We start from the raw sequence: 22,058 nt of genomic DNA on the forward strand, positions 1-22,058 counted from the left end.
ATGGAGGCATGACGCTTCCCGTGCTCTCGCACACCACCGATCAGTTCCCCGGAAGCGCTGCAGATGCCGCAGTGCTCATCGTCGCCGCTCTCCCCGATTCGGCGGAGTCGCTGGCCGGCTACCCCGGACTCGCCGATGCGCTGGCCGGCGTCGGATTCACCGGTTCGGTCGGATCGTTCACCCGCGTGTTCGTCCCCGAGGTGACGTCTTCGCCGTTCGCGGTGGTCGGCGTCGGCAGCTCGCCGGACGCTGCTGCCGTGCGCAACGCGGCAGGTACGGCGCTGCGTACGCTCACCGGCTTCGAGCACGTCGCGGTGGCTCTCGCCGACGGCCTCGAGTCGTTCGCCGCTGCGGCGGCCGAGGGTGCGGTGCTCGGCGGGCACAAGTTCGACGGCTACCGCACGGAGAAGGGCAAGGGGCGCGCCACGTCGATCACGCTCCATGCCGCGGTCGACGACGACGACGTCGAATACGCGCAGGTCCTGGGAGACGCGGTAGCGCTCATCAAGGATCTCGTGAACGTGCCCGCAGAGTGGCAGAGTCCGGCACAGCTCGCGCAGAGCGCCGCCGACAGCGTGGCCGACCTCGACGTCTCGGTCGAGATCCTCGACGAGAAGGCTCTTGCCGAGCAGGGCTTCGGCGGCATCCTCGGCGTCGGTCAGGGGTCGGATCGCCCTCCGCGTCTCGTCCGCCTCGACTACTCCCCCGCCGACGCCTCACGGCACATCGCCCTGGTCGGCAAGGGCATCACGTTCGACACCGGTGGCCTTTCCCTGAAGCCGGCTGCCTCGATGGTCGGCATGAAGTTCGACATGGCCGGCGCGGCGACCTCTCTCGCCGCGATCCGCGCCATCGCCACACTGGGCCTCCCGGTCCGCGTGACCGCGTGGCTGTGCATCACCGACAACATGCCGTCGGGGCGCGCGCTGCGCCCTGGCGATGTCATCCGCATCCTCGACGGGACCACCGTCGAGGTCCAGAACACCGACGCCGAGGGGCGACTCGTGCTCGCCGACGGTCTCGTCGCCGCGGGCCGTGAGAACCCGGACGTCATCATCGATGTGGCGACTCTCACCGGCGCCATCGTCGCCGCGCTGGGCCACCGGCACACCGGTGTCTTCGGCGACGTCGACACTGTGTCCTCGTTCATGTCGGCGACCGCTCAGGTCGACGAGCCGGCGTGGCACATGCCGCTGCCGGACTACATGGAGGAGTCGCTCGAGTCCCCCATCGCCGACCTGCAGAACGCGAACATGGGCGACAGGATGGGCGGTGCGTCCTACGCAGGCCTGTTCCTGCGCCGCTTCGTCGGTCGCACCTCTGACGCCGAGGACGCCCCGCGCATCCCGTGGGTGCACCTCGACATCGCGGGATCCGGCGAACACGCCGGCGCCCCGTACGGCTTCACCGAGAAGGGCCCAACGGGGGCGATGGTCCGATCGATCGTCGCCTTCGCCGCAGCATCCCACACGGAGGCATGACCTATGACAACCCACACCTTCGACATCGTCGTCCTGGGCGGCGGCAGCGGCGGTTATGCCGCGGCGTTGCGCGCGAGTGAGCTCGGCAAGTCCGTCGCGCTGATCGAGAAGGACAAGGTCGGCGGAACCTGCCTGCACCGGGGATGCATACCGACCAAAGCGCTGCTGCATGCCGCTGAGGTGGCCGAGCACGTGCGCGATGCCGCGTCCGTCGGCGTCACCGCGAGCCTGGAGGGCATCGATCCGGCGGGGGTGCGCACGTACCGCGAAGGCATCGTCGCCAAGAAGTTCAAGGGACTGGAGGGGCTGGTCAAGGCGCGTGGGATCACCACCGTCAGCGGACTCGGCCGCCTGAACCCCGACCACAGCGTCAGCGTCGGAGACGACGTGTACGTGGGCACGGACGTCGTGCTCGCGACCGGCTCGTACAGCCGCTCGCTTCCCGGCTTGGAGATCGGCGGGCGGATCCTCACGAGCGAGCAGGCACTCGCCCTCGACGTGATCCCCGAGCGCGTACTGATCCTCGGCGGCGGCGTGATCGGGGTCGAGTTCGCGAGCGTGTGGCGGTCGTTCGGCTCCGAGGTCACGATCATCGAGGCTCTGCCGCACCTCGTCCCGAACGAGGACATCGCTCTCAGCAAGGGTCTGGAGCGTGCGTTCCGGCGCCGCGGCATCCAGTACTCCCTCGGAACCCGATTCCAGGGTGCGGTCCAGGATGGGACATCCGTCACCGTGACCCTCGAAGACGGCAAGGAGTTCACGGCCGACTACCTCCTCGTGGCCGTCGGGCGCGGTCCGGTCACCTCCGACCTCGGATTCGAGGAGGCTGGCGTGACGCTCGACCGCGGTTTCGTGACCGTCGATGACAACCTGCGCACCGGAGTCCCTGGCGTGTGGGCGGTCGGAGACATCGTGCCCGGTCTGCAGCTCGCACATCGCGGATTCCAACAGGGCATCGCCGTCGCCGAGCGCATCGCGGGGCTGTCCCCCGTGAACATCCCCGACTCGCAGATCCCCAAGGTCACGTACTCGAGCCCGGAGGTCGCTTCGGTCGGGGTGACCGAAGAGGCAGCGGTCGCCGCACACGGTGCCGACGCGGTCATCGCCTACGAGTACAACCTCGCCGGCAACGGCAAGAGCGAGATCATCGGGACGGGCGGGCTCGTGAAAGTAGTCCGCCTCAAGGACGGCCCCGTCGTCGGCGTCCACCTGCTCGGCGACCGCGTCGGCGAGCTCATCACGGAAGGACAGCTCGCCGTCGCCTGGGAGGCGCACCCGGAGGACATCGCGCCCCTGATCCACGCCCACCCGACCCAGAGCGAGGCCCTCGGGGAAGCCTTCCTCGCCCTGGCCGGCAAGCCCCTGCACGCCCTCTGAGCACCAACCGGTGCCCGAGTCACTAAGCTAGACAAGCGTCATACAACTTCTTGAAGGAGACTCAGTCATGAGCACATCCGTCGTCCTCCCCGCTCTCGGCGAGAGCGTCACAGAGGGTACGGTCACCCGCTGGCTCAAGCAGGTGGGAGACACCGTGCAGGCGGACGAGGGCCTGCTCGAGATCTCGACCGACAAGGTCGACACCGAGATCCCCTCCCCCGTCAGCGGCGTGATCGAGGAGATCCTCGTGGCCGAAGACGAGACCGTCGAGGTCGGCGCGCTCCTCGCGCGCATCGGCGACGGCAGCGGAGCGGCTCCCGCCGCAGACGCGCCCGCAGCCGCGGCACCTGAAGCCGAGGCCGCACCCGCCGAGGCTGCCCCCGCGCAGGCCGCACCTGCGGAGAACGCCGCTCCGGCTGCTCCCGCACCGTCGGCAGAAGCACCGGCGCCCGCCGCAGAGGCCGCTCCTGCCGCACCCGCGGGCGACGCCACCGACATCGTGCTCCCCGAGCTGGGCGAGAGCGTCACCGAGGGCACCGTCACCCGGTGGCTCAAGCAGGTCGGCGACAGCGTCGCCGTAGACGAGGCTCTTCTGGAGATCTCCACCGACAAGGTCGACACCGAGATCCCGTCGCCGGTTGCCGGTGTGGTTCAGGAGATCGTGGCCGGCGAGGACGAGACGGTCGCCGTCGGCGCCGTGCTCGCACGCGTCGGCTCCGGCGCTGCCCCCGCCGCTGAGACCCCGGCTCCCGCGCCCGCAGCCGAGGCACCCGCTGCGCCTGCGGCTCCCGCGCCCGCCCCCGCAGCCGAAGCGCCCGCTGCTCCGGCTCCTGCCGCCGCTCCGGCTCCTGCCGCCGCTCCGGCTCCTGCCGCCGCTCCGGCTCCTGCGGCTGCTCCGGCTCCCGCCGCTGCGACGCCAGCCGAGGCGAAGCTCGCGCTCCCGACCGAGAGCGACAACCTCTACGTCACACCGCTCGTGCGTCGTCTGGCCTCCCAGCAGGGAGTGGACCTGGCTTCCGTCACCGGAACCGGTGTCGGCGGTCGCATCCGCAAGGAAGATGTCCTGAAGGCTGCGGAGACGGCGGCGGCAGCGCCCGCCGCCGCGGCTCCTGCTGCTCCCGCGCCGCTCGAGGTCTCGCCGTTGCGCGGCACGACACAGCCGATGTCGCGGCTTCGCAAGGTCCTCGCGAAGCGTGCCGTCGAGTCGATGCAGCAGACGGCCCAGCTGACCACGGTCGTCGAGGTCGATGTCACCGCACTCGCCGACTACCGCGACAGCGTGAAGGCTTCTTTCCTCGAGAAGACGGGTGACAAGCTCTCCTTCCTGCCGTTCTTCGCGCTCGCAACCGCAGAAGCGCTGCAGGCGTTCCCGATCGTGAACGCGACGGTCGACGGCGAGAACATCGTCTACCCGGCCAGCGAGAACGTCTCGATCGCCGTCGACACCGAGCGTGGACTGCTCACGCCGGTGCTGCGCGACGCCGCCTCGAAGAACATCGCGCAGATCGCGCACGAGATCGCCGATCTGGCTGCTCGCACCCGCGACAACAAGCTGAAGCCCGACGAGCTGGCCGGCGGAACTTTCACGCTGACCAACACGGGCTCCCGCGGCGCGCTGTTCGACACGCCTGTGGTCTTCCTCCCGCAGTCGGCGATCCTGGGCACCGGTACCGTCGTCAAGCGCCCCGGACTCGTCAAGGTGGGCGGCGCGGATGCGATCGCCGTCCGGTCCTACGTGTACCTCGCGCTGTCCTACGACCACCGGATCATCGACGGCGCAGACGCGGCACGCTTCCTCGGCGCCGTGAAGGCCCGCCTCGAGGCTGCGCAGTTCGCCGCTCAGCTCGGAGCCTGACCGACACGAGTCATCCTGGCTGATCCGCGACGTCATAGACGTCGCGGATCAGCCATTTCTCGTCTGTGCGGAAAAGGACGACGATGGTCTCGTCCGAGGACGCGGCGTCGGCCATCCCCGCATCGCTCTCGGGGATCGCACGCAATCGCATGACCGCCACGTCGCCGTAGGCATCGACCAGCTCGGGTGCCGTCGGAACGCGGGGCTTCGCGCTGAGCGCATCGACGATCCCCTCCGCATTCCCGGCCACGGCGCTCTGACACGCGCCGTCTCCATCGGCGCTGCACTGCGCGATGATCCGCAGGAGCGCTGACAGCGCCGCGACGGGATCGTCGGCCGCAGCAGACCTCGGCTGCGTGGCCTCGCTCTCCGCAACATCCGTCGCACGGGGCGTCGGGACGTCGGACGCCTCCCCGGAGGATGCCGGCGCCGGTGTGTCCGTGTTGCCGGGCGCGCCACGGGCGCTTGTCTCCGACTCACCACCGGGAAGGAGCAGTCCTCCCACCAGCACAGCCGCTGCGGCGCCTCCCGCGATGGCAAGGGAACGCAGACGGACCTTCGAACGAGCCGTCGATCGCTCGCGTCCCCTCCTCGGCCGTGTGGATCGTCGGTGAGGATGTTGCGCCCCTCTCTCCGAGCGCGCGCGCAGCTCGATGATCGCCTTCTGCACCACGTCGACGATCGCGCTGATGGCGCGGGTGCGACCCGCGTCCCGATGGCGGACCCGGTCCGCGCGCAGGAGCGGCGCTCTCTCCCGAGCCACGGCGACGCGGGGACCGACCGCCCGAGCGACATCCCGAGCCCGCTCCGGGGTGTGGAACTCGCGCCGGAGAGGCTGCGGCGCAGCGACGTCGAGCACCATGGTCTCCCATGCCTCCGTGAGCTTGCGAGGCAGACGCGGCTGAGCGAGAGTCTTGTGCAGCCCCTCTCCGATGCCCGACAGGGCGCGACGGACCACCTTGTCCGCGGTCTGATCGCCGAGAAGCTCGACGAGCTCCACCACACCGGCCCTGACATCGGCGCCCTCCCCGATGACGAAGACAGGCCGTCCACCGTCGGTGAGCCACCACGTGCCCGTGTGCACCCCATCGATCCCTTCCCCCAACTCGTCGAGTCCACGAAGGAGGCTGACGACGAGAGTGCTGATCTCCCCCGCAGTGATGCCCGATCCCGCTGCCTCTCGACGGCCCAGGTATCCGCGCACCCGATCCGTGCACCACGGGAGCAACGCGTCGTGACCATCCCGGCGCCGGCTGACGTCGATGGGAGCGGCGATGTGTTCCGTCCCCGAGTAGCGCCATCCCGCCCATCCGCCGAGGCGCGCGACATCCACTCTGACGACCACCTCATCGCCGTGGGTCACGAGCGTGCCCGAGAAGGGCCCCTCCGCGGGATCGAGGGTGCGCACCACACGGTGCGCCCGCGGAACGAGCGGCGTTCCTCGACCGTCGTCGATCGCGATGTCTTCCATTCCTCCATCTCACCGCGGAGATCCTCCCGGAAGCCGCCAGGGCGGAGCGTCGGGACGGATCCCCTCTGATGCCTCTGCAGTGCAGGAGGAGTGGAATCCGGCCGCTCCGCTCCACGCGAACGCCGACATCACGAGGTCGTCAGACTCGGTAGGCTGGTGCTCATGGCAAAGCGTGCTCCCGAACCCGAAAAGCGTCCTGGGTTCTTCTCCCAGATCAAGTCCCTCTTCCGGTTCACACGTGAGGCCTACTCCTGGCTGCCGTGGGCACAGGCTGCGATCCTCATCGGCGGCGTCCTGCTCGGGCTCGTCGCGGGTTATCTGATCCCTCCCTTCCAGGTATGGACGCTCGTCCTGTGGGGCATCACGGGTCTGATGCTCGGCATCCTCGGCGCCCTGTTCCTGATGACGCGGCTCTCGACCTCTGCCATGTACAGCAAGATCGACGGCATGCCCGGTGCGACCGGCCACGTGCTGAGCACCAGCCTTGGTCGCAGTTGGCAGGCCTCGGAGACTCCCGTCGGCATCAACCCGAAGACGCAGGAAGCTGTCTACCGCACCATCGGCCGCGGCGGCATCGTCATCGTCGGCGAAGGCGCACGCGGACGACTGACCCGTCTCGTGAACGAGGAGCGCAGCAAGGCCCAGCGCGTCGCGCACGGCGTCCCGGTCACCGTTCTGTACGTCGGACACGGTGACGACGAAGTCGCGATCGCCGACCTCTCGAAGACGATCAAGAAGCTCCCCAAGGCGATCGACAAGGCGACGATGGCCGCGGTCATCCGTCGCGTCGACTCGGTGTCGCAGTCGCTTTCCTCGCTGCCGATCCCGAAGGGCATCGACCCGACGAAGGTGCGCTCTCAGCGTCCGCGCTGATCGCACGCACCGCACGACTCAAGAGCGCGGCCGTCCTCCTTCGAGGACGGCCGCGCTCTCTCCTTCACTCGGAGAGCGGCTGCCGAGGCAGACGACGGACTTTCGCCCGACGACGCCGACGTTCCGGGACCATCGATCGCATCTCGTCGAGCTTGCCGAAGCAGAACAGCCGGTCGTCGGCTTCGAGCACGACGTGCTTGCGGGGATTCGGGATCACGCTGACGCCGCGGTGCAGCGTGAGGACCGTGATGTCCCGCTCCCACAGTCCCGCCTCGCCCAACGTCTTCCCGACCAGGTCGACCGCACCGTGCACCATGAGCTCGGCGACACCGTAGCCCGTCGAGACCGTGAGACGCTGGCGCACGTCGATCTCCGGAAAAGCGACCTGCCCCGCGATGTAGTCGATGATGGCACCAGCGACATCGAGCTTCGTCGCGGTCTCGATGCCCTGGAGTCCGGGCGAGGAGTTGACCTCCATGACCAGCGGACCGTCTTCGCCCTCGAGCATGTCGACACCCGCGACCCGCAGGCCCATGATCTGCGCCGAGCGCACCGCCGCGCGCTCGTAGACGGGATCGAGTTCGACCGCCTCGACGGACCCTCCTCGGTGCACGTTCGATCGGAACTCGTCACCGGCAGCGGAACGTCGCATCGCGGCGACGACGCGGTCGCCGACGACCAGCGCTCTGATGTCGCGTCCGCGGCTCTCCGCGATGAACTTCTGGATCAGCACGTTCTGCTTGGTCGAGTGCAGGGTCTCGATGATCGCCTCGGCGACCTTCACCTGCGGAGCGAGGATCACCCCGATTCCCTGGGTGCCCTCGAGCAGCTTGATGACGACCGGGGCTCCGCCGACCCGTTCGATCGCCGGTCGCACATCCGCGCGGTTGCGCACGAAGGCCGTCGGCGGCATCGCGATGTTGTGGCGCGAGAGGATCTGATTCGCGCGGAGCTTGTCACGGGCGCTCGAGATGCCGTTGGCGGTGTTCGGCGTGTAGACGTCCATCTGCTCGAACTGACGCACGACGGCCGTGCCGAAGTAGGTGATCGAGTTCCCGATGCGAGGGAGGATCGCGTCGTAGTCGCTGAGCTGTCGTCCGCGGTAATGCAGGTCCGGTTCATCGGCCGTGAGGTCGATGGCGAAGCGCAGCGTGTTGAGCACCTTGACGTTGTGCCCTCGTTGGAGCGCGGCTGCACGCAGACGCTGGGTGGAGTACGCCTGCGGCGCGCGGGAGAGCACTGCGATCTTCACGGGGGGTTTTTCCTGCCAGGATGTATCAGGTGAGTAGGACTACCCCCCATTCAAACACCCTTACGGGGTGGCGAGAATGGGTGAGCCTGCCCGATCTCGGGGTGGATTGGCTGAAGGCCAAGATCGACACGGGTGCGCGCACCTCATCGCTGCACGCTTTCGACATCGTGGAGTTCGAGCAGGACGACGAGCCCTGGGTCCGTTTCAAGGTCAAACCCTGGCAGGACAGCCAGGAGGACGCGGTCGTGGTCGAGTGCCCGATCCACGACCGTCGTGCCGTGCGGAGCTCGTCAGGGCATGCCCAGGAGCGGCTCGTGGTCGAGCTTCTGATCCGGCTCGTGGATCGCGAAGTGCTCGCGGAGGTCACGCTGAGCAACCGTGACGAGATGGGCTTCCGGATGCTCATCGGGCGTGAAGCCCTGCGCCGCGGCTACATCGTCGACCCCGCCCGTTCCTTCCTCGGCGGACGAGCACCGCGCGAGGCGCGTCGGCGCAACCGCGGCCGCGACTGACTCCGTCGGGCGGAGCCGTCAGGTGCGGATGAGAACCGTGCCGACCGCCTTGTCGTGCAGACCGCGCTGGTCGGCGTCCCAGATCACGGCGGGTACGACGACCACGAGCAGGAGCGTGCGGACGATCGGGCGCCACAGCCCGACCCAGCCCCCGTCGAGACGGGCGAGACGCATGCCGAGGATGCGGTGCCCCGGGCTGCCGCCTGCGGTCGGGATGAAGACGATCTGCAGCACGGCGAACACCAGCATCGGGGCGAACTGGGTCAGACCCGCTTCCGTCGGCAGGGCGAACTGATTGAACCCGAGGAATCCGGTGGCGATGATCGTCGCCGCTGTGTAATCGATCAGAAGGGCGCCGATCCGGCGGCCGGGACGGGCGATGCTCCCCGAACCGGATTCGGGGAGTCCGAGTCGTTCACCGGGGTACGCGTTCACTGCATCCGTCACTCCCCCAGCCTACCGAGCGTGAAATGACGTGCTGACGCCCTCACGCTCGTAACACGCCCGAAACAAAGCGGATACCGTAGAGAAATCCCCCGTCCGTACTCTGCAGAGTGGCCGTGAAGCCATCGATCCGCATTACAGGAGTCGTACATGTTCAAAGATTCGTCCGAGGTACTGACCTACATCAAGGAGAACGACGTCAAGTTCCTTGACATCCGTTTCACCGACCTCCCGGGTGTACAGCAGCACTTCAACATTCCTGCATCGACGGTCGACGAGGCTTTCTTCACCGACGGTCAGCTGTTCGACGGCTCCTCGATCCGCGGCTTCGCGAGCATCCATGAGTCCGACATGCAGCTCATCCCCGACGTCACGACGGCGTACGTCGACCCGTTCCGCGAGGCGAGCACGCTCGTCATGCTCTTCGACATCTACAACCCGCGCACCGGCGAGATCTACTCCAAGGACCCGCGTCAGGTCGCCAAGAAGGCCGAGAAGTACCTGGCCTCGACCGGCATCGCCGACACCGCGTTCTTCGCCCCCGAGGCCGAGTTCTACATCTTCGACGACGTCCGCTACAACGTCACCTCGAACTCCAGCTTCTACAGCGTCGACTCCGAAGAGGGCGCCTGGAACACCGGTCGCGAGGAGGAGGGCGGCAACCTCGGGAACAAGACCCCCTACAAGGGCGGGTACTTCCCGGTCAGCCCGGTCGACAAGACGGCCGACCTCCGTGACGACATCACCCTCAAGCTGATCGACGCCGGTTTCATCCTCGAGCGCTCGCACCACGAGGTCGGCACGGGCGGCCAGCAGGAGATCAACTACCGCTTCGACACCATGGTGCACGCGGCTGACGACATCCTGAAGTTCAAGTACATCGTCAAGAACACGGCCGAGGAGTGGGGCAAGGTCGCGACCTTCATGCCCAAGCCCCTCTACGGTGACAACGGCTCGGGAATGCACACGCACCAGTCGCTGTGGAACGACGGCAAGCCGCTGTTCTACGACGAGGCCGGCTACGGCCAGCTCAGCGACATCGCGCGCTGGTACATCGGCGGCATCCTGGCGCACGCGCCCGCCCTGCTCGCCTTCACCAACCCGACGCTGAACAGCTACCACCGTCTGGTCAAGGGCTTCGAGGCTCCCGTCAACCTGGTCTACTCGGCCGGCAACCGCTCCGCCGCGATCCGTATCCCGATCACGGGCTCGAACCCGAAGGCGAAGCGCATCGAGTTCCGCGCACCGGATGCTTCGGGCAACCCCTACCTCGCCTTCGCCGCGCAGCTCATGGCAGGCCTCGACGGAATCAAGAACCGCATCGAGCCGCACGAGCCGGTCGACAAGGACCTCTACGAGCTTCCCCCCGAGGAGGCCAAGGACATCCCGCAGGTCCCGAACTCGCTGCTCGACTCGCTGGACGCCCTGGCTGCCGACCACCAGTTCCTCCTCGAGGGCGGCGTGTTCACCAAGGAGCTCATCGAGACCTGGATCTCCTACAAGTACGAGAACGAGATCCTGCCGATGGCGCAGCGTCCGCACCCGTTCGAGTACGAGCTGTACTTCGGGGTCTGATCGCCCTTTCGAAGCGACGACGAACGCCCGCCAGGGTCCTCCTGGCGGGCGTTCGTCGTGATCCCGGACGTCATCACGCGGTGCGGACGATCGCCGGGGGCTCGTAGGTCCCGTTCAGCACCGCCTCCCCCGGGATGTACATGCGGATGATCGGCCGGAACTCTCCGGACGGCGTCGGCAGCCAGTTGGCCCGCGCCAGGGAGTCCTCGGGTGCGGAATGGCTCATGGTGATGGTCAGCGAGCCGTCGTCTCCATAGACGATTCCCGGCGTCCGGTCCCCGAGGGAATATCGGTCGATCGGGTTGTCCACCAGGAAGAACTCCGGCAACGAGTACATCGTCACGGACCAGAACGCGCCGACCGGGGGCGGCGGCGCGAGGTGGAGGGTGTAGTTCCTCTCCCCGGTGAGCTGCTCCCCGCGATCATCGACGTACGTCATGATGTACGCCGCCTCGTAGCCGTGATTGCCCCAGAGCCCCGCCTTGGCCGATCCTGCTCGCAGAGCCAGGCGCTGAAGCCCCTCGGGTGCTTTCCACTGAGGGTCGTCCAGTGCACCGATCTGGAAGAAGTCGAGGTTGTAGTCGAACACATGCAGAGTCATCTGCCAGCCGTTGATCACGGGAGCGGATCCGGACTGAAGGATCGCATCGAGCGCAGCGCTTCCCTCCGCGAACGCATCCTCGAGACGGGCCACGGCGGTCTCGCCGAGTCCGCCGACCGGAGCCTCGCCGGTGATCCCGAGTTCGACGAACGTGGCCTCGAGCGCACGGTCTCGCGCCGCGCCGGGGAAGGCCCGCGACCACACGCGGAACTGCTCCCAGAAGTCCAGAGCCTCGGATCCCTGCGGCGCGGCGTCGGGAAGCCCCTGTCCGGCAACTCCGGTCAGCGACATCGCGTCCTGCAGCGCGTGAACGGCCGGAAGATCAGCATCGCCGTCGACGGCCCAGCGACCGACGAGCGAGACGACATCCGTCGGCGCATCGATCTCGATGACGTCGGGGACGGCCTGCGTCTCGGACCGAGTCGACGGTCCCCGCAGGACCACGTCCTTCGCCCCTCCGCCTGTCGCACGGGTGCCCACGTACGCGAAGTTGTTCGTCCACGCATCGACGAACTGCATCACGTGATACCGATCCCCCGCGTCCGGCAGATGCAGCCGTACGGGACCAGCGCTCAGATCGATCTGCGCGAAGGAGTACACCGTGTCGTTGTTGATCGAGACGAAGTCGTCGTCTGCGCTCGCGAGCGTGCGGGCGTGGGCGATGGCGTTGAGAGGGGTCGCCGCCATGGTGCCGATGCCGTTCTGCACCGAACGTCGAACCTGTCCGAGATTGAACACCAGCGGGAAGGCATACAGGTAGGCGGTGACGGCGAGGGCGTCGCGATGGGGAGCGTGTTCGGTCATGGCTCATCTTCTCGTCGAACGAGGGGGCGCGCCAGTGGCCGTTCCCGGCTTGACCCGGTGGACTCGCGAGTGTTCAACTGGTGAGTCTGAGCATCGACCGGGGGAACCATGCGCCGTAGAAGAGTCATCGTGAACACCGACGCACACACGCCGGTCGCCGCCGCACCGTCTCAGCCCTCGAACGCGGTCGTCGCATATGCGAGGACCAACCCGTTCATGTTCGGCCTGCTGGGCGCCCTCGGGGTGCTGGTCGCCCTGGCCATCGGCGGAGTGATCGGCCAGCTCGCGACCGTCTTCGTCTATATCGGAGTGGCGGTCTTCCTGGCCCTCGGCCTCGACCCGATCGTCTCGTTCATCGAGAAGAAGCTCCCGCGCGCCGCCGCCGTAGCCATCGTCGTCGCTGCTGTGCTCCTCGCGTTCGCCGGCATCATCCTCGCCATCGTCCCGCTCCTCGTGGAACAGGTCGGCAACCTGATCAAGGACGGGCCGAAGATGGTCGAGGACTTCATGGCCAGCGCCTGGTACAAGGACGTCAGCAGCCAGTTCGGCACCATCGACGACGCCGTTCAGGGCGTCCTCGGGTTCTTCAAGGATCCCAACAACTTCTTCGACATCGGCGGCGGCGTCTTCGCGGTCGGCGCCGGTATCGCCGGCGGCTTCACCGGTGTCACCATCGTCCTGATCCTGACGCTGTACTTCATGGCATCGCTGCGCAGCATGAAGCACCTCGCGGCACGCTTCGTCCCGGCGTACCAGCGGGACACCTTCAGCGGCCTCCTCGAGGACGTCTCCGGGGCCGTGGGCCGCTATGTGATGGGCCAGGCCAGCCTTGCGCTGATCAACGGCATCCTGAGCCTGATCTTCCTCACCATCATCGGCGCGCCCGTTCCGGCGTTGCTCGCACTCATCGCCTTCATCGGGTCGATGATCCCGTTGGTGGGAACGCTGACGGCGTCGATCATCAACTCTCTGATCTGCCTCTTCGTCTCCCCCGTGACGGCGCTCATCGCGATCATCTACTACCTGATCTACATGCAGATCGAGGCCTATATCCTCTCGCCGCGGATCATGAGCAAGGCCGTCGCGGTGCCGGGAGCGCTCGTCGTCATCGCCGCCGTCGCCGGCGGTGCACTCGGCGGTATCCTGGGAGCCCTCGTGGCGATCCCCGTCGCCGCGAGCATCATCATCATCGTGCAGAAGGTGACGTTCCCGGCCCAGGACAGGAAGATCGTCCCGCCGGCATCGGCGCGCTGATCACGGCTCCTGCCGGGGCGCCCTCAGCGGACGAGGAGAGCGCCGGCCTCGACGCGGACGTCGAATGCCGAGACCTCGCCCATCTCCTCGCCGTCGATCTCGAACACGAGAGGTGTCTTGAGCTCGACGGAGATGGTCTCCACCGGGAGGTGGCGTGCCGAGTCGGTGCTGACGGCCTCATCCGTCGCGCCGAACAGGCGACGGATGCCGTTGTCCCACACGAATGATCGCAGCGTATCGAGCCACTGCAGCGCGCCGTCGGCGCTGATCATCAGCACGTCGAGCTTGCCGTCGTCCAGCACGGCGTCCGGCAGCAGTCTGATGCCGCCCTGCACCATCCCGCAGTTGCCGATCAACATGGTGTGGCCCCGCACCGCGACGGCCTTCTCCCCGTCGATCGTGAGGGTGATGTCGGTCATCTCGGTACCGGCGAGAGCGCGTCCCATGGCCTCGACATAGGCGAGCCAGCCCGCCTTGGACTTGAGGTCGTCGTCGGTCTCCACCAGCATCTGGGCGTCGACCCCGAATCCGACCATCACGGCGAACGCGTGCTCGGTTCCGTCGTACGACACCCAGCCGAGGTCGATGCGACGGGGCTCGGCGTCGCGCACCCGCTCCAGTGCGGCCTTCACGTTGTTCAGCGGTACCTCGAGGTTCCGCGCGAGGAGGTTGCCGGTCCCCTGCGGGACGATCCCGAGCGCCGTCTCGGAACCCGCCAACGACTCGGCGACCGCGCGTACCGTGCCGTCTCCCCCGACGGCGACCACGATGTCGCGGCCGTCTTCACGCGCCTCGCGAGCCATGCCGCGACCCGGGTCCTCGGGGGTCGTCTCCCACCAGCGGATGTCGTACCCGTCGTCGAACACTTCGCTCACCGCGGCTTGCAGGACCTCCTGCTCGACCTTCGAAGGGTTCCAGACGATGCCGATTCGCGCGTTGGTCATATCGTCAGCTTGGGACACGACACGCGATACCGCAAACCGACGCTCTCGACTCACCCGTAGAAGAGCTGCTCGAAGGTCTTCCTGGCGCGCCGGGTCACCCCGAGGTAGTCCTCCTCGAGTTCTGTGGCGGAGCGATCGGGATAGCCGAGCAGACGACCGATCGCATCGAGCTGACGGCGATCGGCGGGGAGCACGTCGCTGGTCTGCCCGGTCAGCAGAGTGATCGCTGACCTGAGACGACTGGACAGCAGCCACGCCGCGCGAAGACGCGCGGCGTCCTCCTCTGCGACCAGATCGGCCGCGACGGCGGCTTCGAGCGCACCGAGCGTCGAGGTCGTGCGCAGCCCGGGAACACCGTGCGCATGCTGCAGCTGGAGGAGTTGGACCAGCCACTCCACATCGCTCAGCGAGCCGGGGCCGAGCTTCAGGTGGCGACGGGGATCAGCACCCTGCGGCAGCCGTTCCCCCTCGACCCGCGCTTTGATGCGCTTGATCTCGCGGGTGCCCTGGAGGTCGATGGCCTCCGGGTAGCGGATCGTGTCGGCAAGCGCCGTGAACCGGGCGATCAGCTTCGCGCTTCCCGCCACTCCGCGCGCCCGGAGCAGCGCCTGGGCCTCCCACGACAGCGACCAGCGGCGATAGTACTCCGCGTATGCCTGGATGGAGCGGACGATCGGACCGTTCCGCCCCTCCGGCCTCAGATCGGCATCGAGGTCGAGCGGCAGCCGGTGATCGGTCAGGTGCTCGCGGAGGCCGGCCACGATCTGCGTCGCGAGCTTCTGCGCGCGCTGGGGATCGACACCGTTCGCGTCGTAGACGTACAGGATGTCGGCGTCGGATCCGAACCCCAGCTCGGCACCCCCGAAGCGCCCCATCGCGATGACGGCGAAGTCGAGCGCCTCGTCATCGACCGGGACGACTTCGCGCATCACCGCGCGGAGAGCGGCCTGGATCGTCGCCTCGGTGATCTCCGTGAGTGCGGTGGCGACCTCTTCGATCGTGAGGACATCGAGCACCGCCCCCATGGCCGTGCGCAGGAGCTCTCTCCTCCGCAGCGCCCTGACGGCCCGCAGCGCATCGCCGATCGTCTCATGGCGCGTCTGGATCGCTCTGGCCTCTTCGTCGAGGGCTGCGGCCCCGCGCGGGCGCAGCCGCCCAGCGTTGTCCAGCCAGGCCACGGATTCCGGGATCCACTCCAGGAGCTCGCCGATGTACCGGGAAGAGGACAGCAGGCGGGTGAGGCTCTCCGCCGCCCCCGACGAATCGCGCAGCATCCTGAGGAACCACGGGGTGTCTCCGAGACGCTCGCTGATGCGACGGAAGGCGAGGAGCGCGTAGTCAGGATCGCTTCCGTCGGCGAACCACCGCACCATGATAGGCATCAGGTGTCGCTGGATGGTCGCCTTGCGGCTGAGCCCGCTCGTGAGCGCACCGATGTGGCGGAGTGCGCCCGCCGGATCCCGGAAGCCGATGGCTGCCAAGCGGTCGTGCGCCTGAGCGGCGGAGAGGGTCCGCTCCTCTTCCGGCAGACCGGCGACAGCGCTCAGCAGTGGGCGGTAGAACAGGCGCGTATGGATCTCGCGCACCTCCCGCCGGACGCTCTCCCAGCGGGCCCACACACTGTCACCGCTCTCCGCGAGGCGTGTGCCCCTCGCCAGGATCCGCAGGCCTGCCGGAGTCCGAGGCATCAGATGCGTGCGGCTGAGCTCTCTCAGCTGGAGGCGATGCTCCATGAGCCGGAGCAGGCGGTAGTCCTCGGCGAACGCCGCCGCATCGACCCGCCCGATGTAACCGCCCTCGACGAGCGCATCGAGGCTCTCGAGGGTCCCGCGCGTGCGCAGCGACTCGTCGGTGAGTCCGTGGACGAGCTGCAGCAGCTGCACGGTGAACTCGATGTCGCGGAGCCCACCCGCCCCGAGCTTCAGCTGATACGGAGCGTCGTCCGGGTCGATGTGCTCCATCACGCGCTCCCGCATGCGTTGCACGCTCTCGACGAAGTCCTGCCGCGCGGCACTGGACCAGATCTTCGGCTGCACTGCGGCGATGTACTCCGCCCCGAGTTCCGCATCTCCGGCGAGGGGACGAGCCTTGAGCAGAGCCTGGAACTCCCAGCTCTTGGCCCAGCGGTCGTAGTACGCGAGATGGGATGCGAGCGAGCGGACCAGAGCACCTTGCTTGCCCTCTGGACGCAGCGCGGCATCGACCTCCCAGAGCGGCGGTTCCACCTCGATCGCGTCGAGGTTCCGCATGGTCTCGCGCGCGAGCCTGGTCGCGATGTCGATGGCACGCGCCTCCGTGACGACCTCTTCGTCGCTGCTGCCGCCCACGAAGATCACGTCGACGTCGCTGACGTAGTTCAACTCCCGAGCGCCGGCTTTTCCCATTCCGATGATGGCGAGACGGGTCGCCGCCACCTCATCCCGCCCCATCGACTCCTGCACCCGGGTCCGCGCCACCGCGAGCGACGCCTCCAGGGCAGCACCCGCGAGGTCGGCCAGCGCTGCCGACACGGGGCCTACTGCCATCTCCGGTGCCGTGCGCGAGAGGTCGAACGCGGCGATGGCAGCGAGATTTCGTCGGTAGGCGACTCTGAGCGCGACGACCTCGTCGTCCCCACCCGACTGCGCGAACCCGTCGCACGCACCGACTGAGGCCAGCAGCCGCTCCTGGAGCTCCTCGGCCGATGGCAGTGCATCGCGGGGTGCTTCCAGGACGCTCAGCTGGTCCGGGTGACGGAGGAAGAACTCGGCGAGTCCCTCCGAGGCGCCGAAGACCCGCCAGACACCGCGGCGGGTCTCCTCGTCGACGAGGAGCCCACGCAATGACGACTCATCCCGACGGGCCACGCGGAGCAGCCCGCGGACGGCGGCATCGGGATCCGCGGCATCGGCAGCCTCGAGCAGCACCGTCCGCGGCTGATCGAGAATCTCCGCCAGCTCAGCGAGGCCTGCCGCGGCCTCGCTCAGCTCGGAGAAGCCGAGCCTGGCGAGGGCGGAGAGGGAGACCGAATCGTCAGGACGCGCCATCGGGCGGGTCAGAGCAGCTCGAGGTTGCTCTTCAGCTCGAACGGGGTGACCTGACCGCGGTAGGCCTCCCATTCCTTGCGCTTGTTGAGCAGCACGTAGTTGAAGACCTGTTCGCCCAGAGTCTCCGCGACGAGCTCGGACGCCTCCATGTACTCCAGGGCGTGGTCGAGACTCGCCGGCAGTGCCTCGTAACCGAGAGCTCGCCGCTCGGCGTCGCTCAGCGACCACACGTTGTTCTCGGCCTCCGGCGGCAGATCGTATCCCTCCTCGATGCCCTTGAGCCCGGCTGCGAGCAGGAGCGCGTAGGCGAGGTAGGGGTTCGACGCGGAATCGATGCCGCGGTACTCCACGCGGGACGACTGGCTCTTGTTCGGCTTGTACATCGGCACGCGGACGAGTGCGGATCGGTTCGCGTGACCCCAGGTGACGAAGCTCGGTGCCTCGTCGCCGCCCCAGAGCCGCTTGTATGAGTTGACGAACTGGTTGGTGACCGCGGAGATCTCGTTCGCGTGACGCAGGAGGCCCGCGATGAAGTGCCGGCCCGTCTTCGACAGCTGGTACTTCGCGCCCTCTTCGTAGAAGGCGTTCTGGTCACCCTCGAACAGTGACATGTGCGTGTGCATACCGCTTCCGGGCTGGTCGCTGAGCGGCTTCGGCATGAACGTCGCATAGACGCCCTGCTCGATCGCCACCTCCTTGATCACCGTCCGGAAGGTCATGATGTTGTCGGCCGTGGTGAGGGCGTCCGCGTAGCGGAGGTCGATCTCGTTCTGACCGGGCCCGCCCTCGTGGTGACTGAATTCGACCGAGATGCCGAGGTCTTCCAGCATCCGGACCGAACGGCGACGGAAATCGTGCGCGGTGCCGCCGGGCACGTTGTCGAAGTAGCCCGCCGAGTCGACGGGCACGGGCCCCTCCGGCCCGAACGACGAGGACTTGAGCAGGTAGAACTCGATCTCGGGGTGCGTGTAGAACGTGAACCCGGCGTCAGCGGCCTTCGCGAGCGTGCGCTTGAGCACGTGACGGGGATCGGCGACGGCGGGCTGGCCGTCGGGAGTCGTCAGGTCGCAGAACATGCGCGCGGTCGGGTCGATCTCGCCGCGCCAGGGCAGCGTCTGGAACGTCGTCGGATCGGGCTGGGCGAGCAGGTCGGACTCGTAGGTGCGTGTCAGCCCCTCGATCGCCGAACCGTCGAACCCGATTCCCTCCGCGAAAGCACCCTCGACCTCGGCCGGCGCGATGGCCACCGACTTGAGAGTGCCGATCACGTCGGTGAACCACAGTCGCACGAACTTGACGCCGCGCTCCTCGATGGTCCGGAGGACGAAGTCCCTCTGCTTGTCCATGGCTACTCTGCGCCCTGGCCCTTTGCGTCGCCCGTGTTCTGGGGGCCCTTGACGTCCCAGCCCTGCTCGACGGCCTCTTCCTCGGCCCAGGCGCGCGAACGCTCCTTGACGACCTCCGGAGCACGACGGGCCTCGGCCTCGGTGTCGAACGGACCGATGCGGTCGATGGAGGGCGAGATCATCCCGAACTCGATCTCGCCGGTCGTGGAGTTGTACCAGTACTTGTGGTCACCGTCAGACATGTCTGCCCCTTCTTCACGTGATGTCATCGATCCTACTGGCGTGCACCGTGGTCGCTAAGCTATCGCCCATGGCAAAAGCGATCGGCGTCGACATCGGCGGCACGGGTATCAAAGCAGGAATCGTCGACCTCGAGCACGGAATCATGGCGTCCGACCGGGTACGGGTACCGACCCCCGAGGGCGCATCGCCCCAGGACGTGCTCAATGCCGTGCAGACCGTGCTGAAGACCCTCGACGTGCACGACTCGACCCTGCCGCTCGGCGTCGCATTCCCGGCGATCGTCAAGCGCGGCAAGACCCTCTCCGCCGCCAATGTCTCCAAGGAGTGGATCGACTTCGACGCCGAGCGGTTCTTCCGGGACGGTCTCGGTCGCAACATCGTGTTCGTGAACGACGCCGACGCCGCCGGTGTCGCCGAAGCCCGCCACGGAGCGGCCAGGGACGTGCGTGGTTTCACGCTCCTCACGACGCTCGGCACCGGCATCGGATCGGCCTTCCTCTACGACGGCGTGCTCCTTCCGAACACCGAGCTCGGTCACCTCAACTTCGGCGAATACGAGTCGGTCGAGACCTACGCTGCGACGTCGGCACGGGAGCGCGAGAACCTCTCGTGGGCCGAGTGGGCCGAGCGTCTGCAGGCGTTCTACTCGCACATCGAGTTCCTGTTCAGCCCCGACCTGTTCGTCGTCGGCGGCGGCGTGTCGAAGAACGCCGGAGACTTCCTCCCGCTGCTCGACCTGAAGACCCCGATCGTCCCGGCGATCCACCGCAACAACTCCGGCATCATCGGCGCGGCGTCGCTCGCCGGGGACTGACCTTCGACAGGCTCAGCCACCCGGATCCGCTCGAAGGCCCCGACGACTCTCCAGTCATCGGGGCCTTCGTGCGTGTGAGGCGAATGGGCCGACCTGTACGCCGGGTTCTGTTCCGGGGTTCTTCGCCCCTTCGACGGCCATCTCTCTCGGCGACACGTTGCCGTGGCACTCTAGCGGTCTACCCGAGGACTCGGCGAGCCGCGTCAACATCCTCTGTCTGACCTTGCTCCGGACGAGGTTTACCTGGCGGGCCATGTCACCATGACCCCCGGTGGTCTCTTACACCACCCTTTCACCCTTACCCCTTGCGGGGCGGTCTGCTCTCTGTGGCACTTTCTCGCGGATTGCTCCGGGTGGGCGTTACCCACCGTCCTGCCCTGAGGAGCCCGGACGTTCCTCGGTACGGTTGCCCGTAACGCGGCCGTCCAGTCGACCCATTCGCCTCCCCAGTCTACGTTCTCCTGGGCACACGACCGGCGGCTACTTCTCCGCGGACTCCGCGATGCGCAGGTCGAGGGGCACGTCGATGGGAAACGAGCCGAAGAGCCTCGTCGTGGCCGTGGCCGCGGCCTCGCGCACCGCCTCGGCAGCCTCCTCCGCGTGTTCCAGGGGAACGTGGAGGATCACCTCGTCGTGCAGGAAGAACGCCAGGTGCGCAGAGCGCGCGAACGGACCGGACGCCGCCGCCTCGGCGAACACCTCAGGGATCTGCTGCAGGCGATGCCGGATCTCCGCGAGCCAGATCAACGACCACTCGGCAGCAGTGCCCTGCACCACGAAGTTCCTGGTGAACCGGCCCCAATCGCGTCCACGCCGCCGTGCGAGCGCGACGACCGCGGGGTCGGCATCCGCACCGGTCGCGTCCGCCTGCAGCCGCATCCACTCCGTCGACGGACGAGGCGATGACCGCCCGAGCCAGGTCGAGACGATTCCCCCGTCCTCCCCCGTGCGCGCCGCGGCATCCACGAGCGCCATCGCCTTCGGGTACACCTTGCGCAGCCGCGGGACCAGCCGGCCGCTGTCTCCGGTCGTGGCGCCGTACATCGCTCCGAGAACCGCGTACTTCGCCTCCTCGCGGGTGGAGACGGCCCCGGACGCCACGACGCCTGCATAGAGGTCGCTCCCCCGCGCCGCGCGGGCCATCGCTTCGTCGGAGGCCATCGCGGCGAGCATCCGCGGCTCGAGCTGCGCGACGTCTGCCACGACCAGGGTCCACCCCGGGTCGGCTCGGACAGCGGGGCGCAGGCTCCGCGGAAGCTGAAGAGCCCCTCCACCGGCCGACGCCCAGCGACCGGTGACGACACCACCCGGGATGTAGACCGGACGGAACCGACCCTCATGCACCCACTCCGCCAACCATGCCCATCCGTTGGCGCTGAGCAAGCGGGAGAGCTTCTTGTAGGCGAGGAGGGGCTCCACGACCGGATGCTCGTGCTGGGCGAGCTCCCATCGACTCGTCGACTCCACCTGGACCCCGACGCGATGCAGCGCCCTGAGCAGCTTCTGCTGGCTGTCGAGGTGGAGCGACGGATCGCCGAGGAGCGCGCGCACCCGATCGCCCAGCTCGACCATGCGACTCGGTGCTCCCCCGGCGGCAGGACGGGTGCCGAGGGTGTCGGTCAGGATGGCATCGTGCACGCCTTCATCCCAGGGCAACCCCGCGACCCGCATCTCCTCTGCGATGAGTCCGCCTGCCGACTCCGCAGCGCACAGGAGGGTGAGGCGTCCGTCCTGTGCAGCGGCCATCACCCTCCGCTGTGCGCGGTACTGATCGAGTGCGGTCGTGATCGCATCGTCACCGCTCACGTCGTCGAACACGTCGAACAGCGAGGGCACCGCTGCCGTCGGCTCTCGCCGCTCCCACTCCGGCGAGGCCGGGAGCGGGCTCTGCACCGACGACGTATCGCGCAGGATGGCGTGGCACAGCACCAGATCGTGACTGCGGGTGATCCGAACGCCGTGCTCGAGCAGGAACGCGTAGGTCTCGGCGGCGCTGCGCATGACCCACCGCGGGGCATCGGAGTCCTCGACGGAGCGCACCCATTCCGGGAGCTCAGCAACACGCAAGGACGTGCGATCCAGCTCCTCGTCGTTCCGATCGAGCTCGATCGCGACGTACTCCTGCGCTCCGACGGAGACGAGTGCGATGCGGCGTTCGACCCCCGCCGCCGGCGCCGTCATCGCCG

General features: G+C 67.9%; 17 protein-coding genes and 1 other RNA gene. 8 read left to right on the forward strand and 10 right to left on the reverse strand.

The features are described 5' to 3' along the window. Positions 1-8: 8 nt before the first annotated feature. The 3 genes from ILP86_RS10160 to sucB all read left to right on the forward strand — a co-directional run bounded on the left by ILP86_RS10160 (position 9) and on the right by sucB (position 4,713). Complete coding sequence (locus ILP86_RS10160) at positions 9-1,481, forward strand: leucyl aminopeptidase (RefSeq protein WP_193761868.1); 1,473 nt, start codon at positions 9-11, stop codon at positions 1,479-1,481. 3 nt (positions 1,482-1,484) lie between these two features. Next, positions 1,485-2,858 (forward strand): dihydrolipoyl dehydrogenase, encoded by a 1,374-nt coding sequence (gene lpdA / locus ILP86_RS10165; protein WP_058631770.1) that lies wholly within the window; start codon positions 1,485-1,487, stop codon positions 2,856-2,858. 67 nt (positions 2,859-2,925) lie between these two features. After that, positions 2,926-4,713: a 2-oxoglutarate dehydrogenase, E2 component, dihydrolipoamide succinyltransferase gene (sucB, locus tag ILP86_RS10170; RefSeq protein WP_179516040.1), complete on the forward strand. Its 1,788-nt coding sequence runs from the start codon at positions 2,926-2,928 to the stop codon at positions 4,711-4,713. 10 nt (positions 4,714-4,723) lie between these two features. Here the strand turns inward: sucB and ILP86_RS10175 are convergent, their stop codons facing one another. Further along, positions 4,724-6,184, reverse strand: a complete 1,461-nt coding sequence (locus tag ILP86_RS10175) for a hypothetical protein (RefSeq protein ID WP_113680463.1) — start codon at positions 6,182-6,184, stop codon at positions 4,724-4,726. Positions 6,185-6,346: 162 nt separating this feature from the next. Here ILP86_RS10175 and ILP86_RS10180 point away from each other — a divergent pair, with 162 nt between their 5' ends. Beyond that, a complete protein-coding gene (locus tag ILP86_RS10180) occupies positions 6,347-7,057 on the forward strand; it encodes a DUF4191 domain-containing protein (protein WP_046749091.1) in 711 nt (236 codons plus the stop codon). Between the two features lie 64 nt (positions 7,058-7,121). On the opposite strand, the gene ILP86_RS10185 is transcribed toward ILP86_RS10180, so the two are convergent. Continuing rightward, positions 7,122-8,309: a RimK family alpha-L-glutamate ligase gene (locus ILP86_RS10185; RefSeq protein ID WP_045264814.1), complete on the reverse strand. Its 1,188-nt coding sequence runs from the start codon at positions 8,307-8,309 to the stop codon at positions 7,122-7,124. Positions 8,310-8,329: 20 nt separating this feature from the next. Between ILP86_RS10185 and ILP86_RS10190 the strand changes: the two genes are divergently transcribed. Further along, positions 8,330-8,821, forward strand: a complete 492-nt coding sequence (locus ILP86_RS10190; RefSeq protein WP_171010949.1) for an ATP-dependent zinc protease — start codon at positions 8,330-8,332, stop codon at positions 8,819-8,821. Between the two features lie 18 nt (positions 8,822-8,839). On the opposite strand, the gene ILP86_RS10195 is transcribed toward ILP86_RS10190, so the two are convergent. Then, positions 8,840-9,268, reverse strand: coding sequence for an RDD family protein (locus tag ILP86_RS10195; RefSeq protein ID WP_308431906.1), 429 nt, complete (start codon positions 9,266-9,268; stop codon positions 8,840-8,842). A gap of 147 nt (positions 9,269-9,415) precedes the next feature. Here ILP86_RS10195 and glnA (ILP86_RS10200) point away from each other — a divergent pair, with 147 nt between their 5' ends. Continuing rightward, complete coding sequence (glnA, locus tag ILP86_RS10200) at positions 9,416-10,840, forward strand: type I glutamate--ammonia ligase (protein WP_046749104.1); 1,425 nt, start codon at positions 9,416-9,418, stop codon at positions 10,838-10,840. A 73-nt stretch (positions 10,841-10,913) separates the two neighbouring features. On the opposite strand, the gene ILP86_RS10205 is transcribed toward glnA (ILP86_RS10200), so the two are convergent. Further along, the gene (locus tag ILP86_RS10205; RefSeq protein WP_058631774.1) at positions 10,914-12,245 is read right to left on the reverse strand and encodes a DUF1254 domain-containing protein; all 1,332 of its coding nucleotides are present in this window, start codon (positions 12,243-12,245) and stop codon (positions 10,914-10,916) included. A gap of 129 nt (positions 12,246-12,374) precedes the next feature. Here ILP86_RS10205 and ILP86_RS10210 point away from each other — a divergent pair, with 129 nt between their 5' ends. After that, the gene (locus tag ILP86_RS10210; RefSeq protein WP_230977899.1) at positions 12,375-13,499 is read left to right on the forward strand and encodes an AI-2E family transporter; all 1,125 of its coding nucleotides are present in this window, start codon (positions 12,375-12,377) and stop codon (positions 13,497-13,499) included. Between the two features lie 23 nt (positions 13,500-13,522). Here the strand turns inward: ILP86_RS10210 and ILP86_RS10215 are convergent, their stop codons facing one another. From ILP86_RS10215 to ILP86_RS10230, 4 genes are read right to left on the reverse strand one after another with little or no spacing between them, the layout of a single operon-like run. Then, entirely contained in the window at positions 13,523-14,443 is a 921-nt protein-coding gene (locus ILP86_RS10215) for a diacylglycerol kinase family protein (protein WP_046749107.1), read from the reverse strand. Between the two features lie 50 nt (positions 14,444-14,493). Then, positions 14,494-17,469: a bifunctional [glutamine synthetase] adenylyltransferase/[glutamine synthetase]-adenylyl-L-tyrosine phosphorylase gene (locus tag ILP86_RS10220; RefSeq protein WP_179516041.1), complete on the reverse strand. Its 2,976-nt coding sequence runs from the start codon at positions 17,467-17,469 to the stop codon at positions 14,494-14,496. An 8-nt stretch (positions 17,470-17,477) separates the two neighbouring features. After that, positions 17,478-18,815: a type I glutamate--ammonia ligase gene (gene glnA, locus ILP86_RS10225; protein WP_046749109.1), complete on the reverse strand. Its 1,338-nt coding sequence runs from the start codon at positions 18,813-18,815 to the stop codon at positions 17,478-17,480. A gap of 2 nt (positions 18,816-18,817) precedes the next feature. Beyond that, positions 18,818-19,057 (reverse strand): hypothetical protein, encoded by a 240-nt coding sequence (locus ILP86_RS10230; RefSeq protein ID WP_058631777.1) that lies wholly within the window; start codon positions 19,055-19,057, stop codon positions 18,818-18,820. A 68-nt stretch (positions 19,058-19,125) separates the two neighbouring features. Here ILP86_RS10230 and ppgK point away from each other — a divergent pair, with 68 nt between their 5' ends. Continuing rightward, the gene (ppgK, locus tag ILP86_RS10235) at positions 19,126-19,872 is read left to right on the forward strand and encodes a polyphosphate--glucose phosphotransferase (RefSeq protein WP_046749111.1); all 747 of its coding nucleotides are present in this window, start codon (positions 19,126-19,128) and stop codon (positions 19,870-19,872) included. A gap of 80 nt (positions 19,873-19,952) precedes the next feature. On the opposite strand, the gene rnpB is transcribed toward ppgK, so the two are convergent. Together rnpB and ILP86_RS10245 are read right to left on the reverse strand one after the other, a co-directional pair. Next, positions 19,953-20,309: RNase P RNA component class A (rnpB, locus tag ILP86_RS10240), an RNA gene on the reverse strand. A gap of 43 nt (positions 20,310-20,352) precedes the next feature. Further along, complete coding sequence (locus ILP86_RS10245) at positions 20,353-22,053, reverse strand: bifunctional 3'-5' exonuclease/DNA polymerase (RefSeq protein ID WP_058631778.1); 1,701 nt, start codon at positions 22,051-22,053, stop codon at positions 20,353-20,355. Between the last annotated feature and the right edge of the window lie 5 nt (positions 22,054-22,058).

Source organism: Microbacterium sp. R1 (assembly GCF_015159725.1).
In the GTDB taxonomy this organism is placed as follows: domain Bacteria; phylum Actinomycetota; class Actinomycetes; order Actinomycetales; family Microbacteriaceae; genus Microbacterium; species Microbacterium oxydans.